Here is a 4100-nt window from a genome sequence, read left to right on the forward strand (position 1 = left end):
GTGGAGCGCCCGGGGGCGGGTACGACGACATCCCGCCGCCGCCGGAGGAGCCCGAGCCGGAGGCCGGGGAGCCCGACGGCCCGCCGCCACCCCCGGTGAGCGAGGAGGAGATGGTGGACGAGGCCCGCAGCGGACCCCAGAACCTTGATCACCGGACCGGCGAGGACATCGCGCTCCAGTTACTCAGGGAGCATCTCGGGGCCCGGCCACTCGAGCGCTGAGCGGCTCGGCCCGCCGCGCGGCGGGGCACGCTGTCCGAGGGTGCGGTTACCCTGGATCCCGACCGACCGGGGCCGCCCCGGCTCAGATGAGGCACCAGCCGAAAGGACCCGACATGCAGCCCGGACCCGACATGAACGCCCTCCTCGAGCAGGCCCAGCAGATGCAGGCCCAGCTCGCCCAGGCGCAGCAGGAGATCGCCGCGACCACGGTCGACGGTCAGGCCGGTGGCGGTCTCGTCACCGTCACCATGCGCGGCACCGGAGAGGTCACCGGGGTCACCGTGGACCCCAAGGTCGTGGACCCCGAGGACATCGAGACTCTGCAGGACCTGCTCGTGGGTGCCTTCGGTGACGCCCACACCAAGGTCCAGCAGCTCGCGGAGTCGCGGCTCGGCCCGCTGGCCTCCGGTGGTGGCCTCGGCGACATGATGGGTGGCCTGGGCATGTGAGCCCGGCGGGATCCGGGGAGGTCCGGAACCCGCCTCCCGGTGTCGCAACCGACGCCGGCACCAACACAGCACAGGAACGGCGATGTACGAGGGACCAGTCCAGAACCTGATCGATGAGCTCGGCAAACTGCCGGGCGTCGGTCCGAAGTCCGCGCAGCGGCTGGCCTTCCACCTCCTGCAGGCGGAGCCCGAGTCGGTGGAGCGGCTGCGTTCGGCGCTGCAGGCGGTGGTCGACGGCGTCTCCTACTGCGAGGTCTGCGGCACCGTGGCGGCGGGCGAACGCTGCCGCATCTGCTCGGACCCGCGACGCGATCCCACTCTCATCTGCGTGGTCGAAGAGCCCAAGGACATCGAGGCCATCGAGCGCACCCGCGAGTTCCGCGGGCTCTACCACGTGCTCGGTGGCGCGCTCGACCCCCTCAACGGCATCGGCCCCAACGAACTGCGGATCGCGGGCCTGATGAGGCGGGTCGGTCAGGAGTTCGAGGGCGAGGAGATCGCGGAGATCATCATCGCGACCGACCCCAACACCACCGGCGAGGCCACGTCGACATACCTCGCACGGCTGCTGCGGCCGTTCCCCGAACTCGTGGTGAGCCGCCTGGCCTCGGGCCTGCCCATGGGTGCGGATCTCGAATTCGCGGACGAACTGACCCTGGGTAGCGCGTTGTCCGGCCGCCGGATCCTCTCGGGTGGCCCCTCCCAGCCCACGCGGTCAGGGGGCGTGCTCCGTCCGGAACAGACGGAGGCCCCGGAACGCCAGCCGGAACCCCAGCTGGCCCCCCAGTCGTCGCCCGACCTGTCAGAGGTCGAAGAGCCTCGCGGCGTTACCGTGCCACACCGACCGTAGCCAGTCATCCCCCAACCCGAGGCCCGCGAGCGCGTCGAGTTGGTGCGCGAACGGGTAGGGGATGTTGGGGAAGTCGGTCCCCAGCAGGATCTTGTGCTCCAGATCGACGAGCCGCCCGCGCTCGGAGTCGGGGAACGGGGTGATCTCCTCGACGAAGTCGGTGAACGCCATGGTCGTGTCCAGGTAGACGGCGCTGTACCTCTCCGCCAGGTCCAGGAACCCCGAGTACTCTCCCATGCCCATGTGGGCGATGATCAGCGGCACCTCCGGGTAACGCTCAAGCACGCCGGCGATCGGTTCCGGGCCCGTGAAAGGCCCCGCCACGGGGCCGCTGCCGCAGTGGATCACCGTCGGCACCCGCGCCTCGGACAACTGACCCCACACGGGGTCCAGCAGTGGGTCGCGCGGGTCGTACTCGCCCACCTGGATGTGCGATTTGAACACCCGGGCCCCGGACTCGATGGCGTCCCGAACGTACTCGCCGGCGGCCGGCTCGGGGAAGAACGTCGCGGTGTGCAGGCAGTCGGGGTGCCGTGCCGCGAAGTCCGCGGACCACGAGTTGAGCCACGCCGCCATGTCCGCCTTGTGCGGGTACAGCATGGATGAGAACGCCAGGACCCCGTAGGACCTCAGGCGCTCGACCCGCTCGTCCTCGGCCTCCCGGTAGGTGATCGGCCACGTCCGCCCGACCTTCGGGCCGGCGCCGTCGAAGTAGTCCCACACCTTGGCCATCACCCGCTCGGGCATGAAGTGTGTGTGGACGTCGATGATCCCGGGTAGACCCAGCGGTTCCCACAGGGCGCGCACGCGCGCTGCCTCTCGCGCGGGATCGGGAGGGGTCACGGGCCCGGTGAGGGTGGCGGTGCCGTGGTGGATGCACATGGACCCGAGCGTAGGCCAGTGCTGCATCGGTCCGGTGTGTTGTGGCCCGTACCCGCGGTACGCACCCCGCTGTCGGTGACCCTCACCGCGCACCGGCGGAGAAATCCTTCTTGACAAGAAAGTTTGTCGGTAGCAGGGTGGGCAGGAGAGAGGGCTCGAGGTCGTTGGAGACAGGAGGCCGGGCGTGCAGGACATCGGAGTGATCGACAGCGCGGAGGCGGCCACCGCCGCGCTGGCCCCCATGCGTACTCGTCTGCTGGCCGAACTCGCCGAACCGGGGTCCGCCACCACGCTCGCGGCTCGCCTCGGCGTCCCGAGGCAGAAGCTCAACTATCACCTGCGGCAACTCGAGAAGCACGGGCTGGTCGAACTGGTCGAGGAGCGGCGGCGGGGCAACGTCACCGAACGGATCCTCAGGGCCTCGTCGTCGTCGTTCGTCGTCTCTCCGGGGGTGATGGGGCGGGTCCAGCCCGCCGTGAGCACCGACCCCGACCAGGCGTCGCCACGATGGCTGCTCGCGCTGGCCTCGCGCATGGTGCGCGAGGTGGGTGAGCTGGTGGGGGGCGCGCGCCGGACCGGCAAGCAGGTCGGGACGTTCGGCCTCGACGGCGAGGTGCGGTTCGCCACCCCGGCCGACCGCGCGGCATTCGCGGACGAACTCACGGACGCCGTCACCAGGCTGGTGTCCAGATACCACGACGACTCCGCCGAGGGGGGCCGCCGACACCGCCTCGTCCTGGGGATGCACGCCGTCCCGCCCGGGACCGGAGACACCGCGGGCAGCTCCGCACCCGGCGACTCCGCACCCGGCCGCCCCACCCCGTCCAGCAGTCACACATCCCGCAGCTCCACGCCCGACAGCGCTTCGCCCGACAGTCCCGCAATGCACCAAGAGGAGAAGAACGATGTCTGACCAGCACAAACGGATCGAGAAGTCCATCGAGCTCGACGCCACCCCGGAGGAGGTGTGGGAGGCCGTGGCCACGGGTGAGGGCATGGCGTGCTGGTTCGTACCGCACCGGTTCGACCCGCCGGAAGGGGGAGTGGGAGCCCGCGTGGTGTCCGACTTCGGCTCCGGGAACGTCTCCGAGGCCACGGTCAGGGAATGGGAGCCCGGGCGGCGATACGCGTCCTCCGCGGACGGGGACCCGCAGGTCGTGGAATTCCTCGTCGAGGGCCGCGACGGTTCTGGAGCAGTGCTGCGGCTCATCCACAGCGGGATCACCGGCGAGGACTGGGAGGCCGAGTACCACAGCCGGGGCTGGGACGGCTTCCTGTCGAACCTCCGACGCTATTTCGACCATTTCCGCGGTCTGCCGCCGGCCACCGTGTCGATCATCGCGTTCAGCGACCTCGACAAGGACGGCATCTGGTCGCTGTTCAACGACGCGCTGGGCATCGACCGGCAGCTGGCGGTCGGCGACACCGTGCACCTGACACCCGAGGGGCTCGAGCCGATCGACGGCGTAGTGGTGGTGGCGGAACCGGGGAATCTCGGGATCCGCAGCGACCGGGGGGTCCACTTCTTCAGCGGCGACGGCGCGTGGGGCATGGTGACCGTCACCCACTACTACTACGGCGAGGGGCTCGACCGCGACGCGCTCACCGCTGGGTGGCAGCGCTGGACCGACTCGCTGTTCCCGCCGTCTGCCGACCCGACGGAGCCGGGCGAGGGCGGTTCGCCGCAGGAGCCCGGAC

Annotated in this window: 5 protein-coding genes and 1 pseudogene; 5 read left to right on the forward strand and 1 reads right to left on the reverse strand. The window is 70.5% G+C overall.

Annotated elements, in window-relative coordinates; genetic code table 11:
• The 3 genes and pseudogenes from IY392_RS14345 to recR all read left to right on the forward strand — a co-directional run.
• A partial coding sequence (locus IY392_RS14345; protein ID WP_194861576.1) for a hypothetical protein occupies nt 1–221 on the forward strand: 221 nt, incomplete at its 5' end.
• Between the two features lie 113 nt (nt 222–334).
• Nucleotides 335–670, forward strand: a complete 336-nt coding sequence (locus IY392_RS14350; RefSeq protein WP_017836347.1) for a YbaB/EbfC family nucleoid-associated protein — start codon at nt 335–337, stop codon at nt 668–670.
• A gap of 82 nt (nt 671–752) precedes the next feature.
• Nucleotides 753–1358 (forward strand): annotated as a pseudogene (recR, locus tag IY392_RS14355) (recombination mediator RecR); the annotation flags it as partial.
• A 114-nt stretch (nt 1359–1472) separates the two neighbouring features.
• Here recR and IY392_RS14360 read toward each other — a convergent pair.
• The gene (locus IY392_RS14360) at nt 1473–2402 is read right to left on the reverse strand and encodes an amidohydrolase family protein (protein ID WP_228549439.1); all 930 of its coding nucleotides are present in this window, start codon (nt 2400–2402) and stop codon (nt 1473–1475) included.
• A 184-nt stretch (nt 2403–2586) separates the two neighbouring features.
• On the opposite strand from IY392_RS14360, the gene IY392_RS14365 reads away from it, so the two are divergent.
• Both IY392_RS14365 and IY392_RS14370 read left to right on the forward strand, forming a co-directional pair.
• Entirely contained in the window at nt 2587–3315 is a 729-nt protein-coding gene (locus IY392_RS14365; protein WP_182627052.1) for a helix-turn-helix domain-containing protein, read from the forward strand.
• Nucleotides 3308–4100, forward strand: a 793-nt coding sequence (locus IY392_RS14370; protein ID WP_194861577.1) for an SRPBCC domain-containing protein, incomplete at its 3' end; no start/stop codon positions are given. The genes IY392_RS14365 and IY392_RS14370, both read left to right, overlap by 8 nt.

The sequence above is a fragment of the Dietzia sp. SYD-A1 genome, assembly GCF_015356725.1.
Taxonomy (GTDB): Bacteria; Actinomycetota; Actinomycetes; order Mycobacteriales; family Mycobacteriaceae; genus Dietzia.